2 protein-coding genes and 1 pseudogene are annotated in these 2,636 nt (G+C 66.8%); 1 reads left to right on the top strand and 2 read right to left on the bottom strand.

Annotated features, from left to right (window positions below; all coding sequences use genetic code 11):
* Nucleotides 1-225, bottom strand: a 225-nt coding sequence (locus BUE39_RS35760; protein ID WP_073432474.1) for a hypothetical protein, incomplete at its 3' end; no start/stop codon positions are given.
* Nucleotides 226-238: 13 nt separating this feature from the next.
* Entirely contained in the window at nt 239-1,249 is a 1,011-nt protein-coding gene (locus BUE39_RS31145; RefSeq protein WP_235005004.1) for a carbon-nitrogen hydrolase family protein, read from the bottom strand.
* Nucleotide 1,250: 1 nt separating this feature from the next.
* Between BUE39_RS31145 and BUE39_RS33910 the strand changes: the two are divergent.
* Nucleotides 1,251-1,543 (top strand): annotated as a pseudogene (locus BUE39_RS33910) (DNA ligase-associated DEXH box helicase); the annotation flags it as partial.
* Between the last annotated feature and the right edge of the window lie 1,093 nt (nt 1,544-2,636).

Genomic DNA, 2,636 nt, shown 5'->3' on the forward strand with positions numbered 1-2,636 from the left:
GTTGGGCTTGTTGGGCTTGTTGGGCTTGTTGGGCTTGTTGGGCTTGTTGGGCTTGTTGGGCTTGTTGGGCTTGTTGGGCGCGTTGGGCGCGTTGGGCTCGTTGGGCTCGTTGGGCTCGTTGGGCTCGTTGGGCTCGTTGGGCTCGTTGGGCTCGTTGGGCTCGTTGGGCTCGTTGGCGCGTTGGCGCGTTGGCGCGTTGGCGCGTTGGCGCGGTAATCGACGCAAGCTGTCGGCGCGATCAATCGAGGCTCTGCACCACGTAGTCGCCCGCCATCGCATCGCCTCGCGCGTTGAAGTCGGCCAGTACCGTCTCGCGCGCACGAACGTCGGTCAGCACGGCCGGATCGAGTAGCGCGGTGATGACTTCGTCGCGCTCGCGGCCCGCCTCGGTCAGCACATCGCCGTACGGGCTCCAGATCGCGCTCGAACCGCACGTCGACCAGCCGCCGGTCGTGCCGACGTGATTCGACATGAGCACGTACACGGTGTTGTCGAAGGCACGCGCCGGAAACCAGATGCGTGACTGGTGATAACCGCTCTTGACGCTAAAGAGCGCGCTCACCAGGTAAGCGTGCGCGCCGTTGAGCGCGGCAAGCCGGGCATGTTCCGGAAAGCCGGAGTCGTAGCACACGCCGAGTGCGAGGCGCCAGCCGTCGAGTTCGAGCATGCCGCCGTGCGTGCCCGGCCGGTAGATTTCCGTCTCGCTACGGTAGAGGTATTGCTTGTGATAAGGCTCGATCTGCTCGCCGCGACGGTTGAACACCAGCGAGGAAATACGAAGCCCGTCCGCGCCGCGCGTGGCCGCGCCGACGACGACGGCAATCTCCCGCTGACGGCACACCTTGCGAATCGGTTCGAGCCGGGCATCGTGTGCATCGAATGCATAGTTCGTTGGATCGCCGGCAATCAGGTCGGGCTCATATCCGCTCAGGAATTTCTCGGGGAATACCACCAGCTTCGCGCCGTGATCGGCGGCGAGGCGGGTCAGTTCGACCGTTCTTGCGATGTTGGCGGTGACGTCGCCCGAAACGGGTTGAGCCTGGGCCGCCGCGATTCGCAACGACGTTTGCGGCAACGATGCCTGTTTGTTATTCAACGCGAACTCCGTTATGAATGGACCATTGCGTATGCGCCCGCTTCTGACTGTCAGCTTTCGAGAGCGGCGAGCGAAGCCTCGGCATTTAAACACGGACACCGTGGCGCGCGTTAGTGCCAGGGTACCGGGTCCGCGGGTCCAGAAGACATCCACCAGCGTCGACTCGTCCGAACTCTCGATGCGGCGCTTTCGCGCGATTGCGCGCGTTCGGGGCGGGTGTTTCGGGAGCATCCCGCACAGCAGAAAAGCGCGCGGCAATTGCAGGCGTCGAGGGGTCTTTTCCATGAGATCTTCCGCAATCACGATAGCGGCAATCCGCTGCTCGATCACGCCGATGCGGAAGTGCTGTTGCAGGAACTCGACGCCCGGCGCATTCGTACTGCGCGCAAACGCATGAACGCGAGCCGCGTGGTCATTACGCGGCCCAAAAACCCGACACCGTTTGCGCGATCTTCGATCCGGCGCTGCGTTGTGGTGCGTGTGTCTGATTTGTTGCTGTCGGCTCGTTTGCTGTGAGCGGCCCGGCAGGTGTGCGCTTGGGCCCGACGTGGGAACGGGAGGCCGGTTGCCCGGCCGCCCGAAGCCTGTCCGCATTTTTGCGGGCGCCGCGTTAGTGGCCGCGGCCACCGCCGCCGACGCCGCCGCCGAAGCCGCCGCCACGGCCGAAGCCACCGCCTTGGCCTTGACCGCCGTTGCCTTGACCGCTGCCGCCTTGGCCACCGGCGTGACCACCGCCGCCTTGACCGCTGCTGCCCTGGCCACCACCGCCTTGGCCACCGCTACCTTGACTGCCACCGCCTTGACTGCCACCGCCTTGGCCAGCGCTGCCATGACCGCCGCCTTGGCCACCGCCGCCTTGGCCACCGCCGCCTTGACCGCCGCCGCCTTGACCGCCGCCGCCTTGACCGCCACCACCTTGGCCTCCGCCGCCTTGGCCACCACCGCCTTGGCCACCACCGCCTTGGCCACCACCGCCATGACCGCCACCACCTTGGCCACCGCCACCTTGGCCACCGCCGCCTTGACCACCACCGCCATGACCGCCGCCGCCTTGACCACCACCGCCTTGACCTCCACCACCTTGGCCACCGCCGCCTTGACCACCACCACCTTGGCCACCCCCGCCATGACTACCACCGCCATGACCACCACCGCCATGACCGCCGCCACCTTGACCACCACCACCTTGGCCACCGCCGCCATGACCGCCGCCGCCTTGGCCACCACCGCCTTGGCCACCACCACCTTGACCACCACCACCTTGGCCACCGCCGCCATGACCACCACCGCCATGACCGCCGCCGCCTTGGCCACCACCGCCTTGGCCACCACCTTGGCCACCGCCGCCATGACCGCCACCACCATGACCGCTGCCGCCATGACCGCTGCCGCCATCCCCTCCGCTACCTGTTCCTCCACTGCCAGTGCCACCACTCCCAGTCCCGCCACTCCCAGTCCCACCACTTCCAGTCCCACCACTCCCAGTGCCACCACTTCCAGTCCCGCCACTTCCAGTCCCGCCACTTCCAGTCCCGCCACT

This window comes from Paraburkholderia terricola, assembly GCF_900142195.1.
In the GTDB taxonomy this organism is placed as follows: domain Bacteria; phylum Pseudomonadota; class Gammaproteobacteria; order Burkholderiales; family Burkholderiaceae; genus Paraburkholderia; species Paraburkholderia terricola.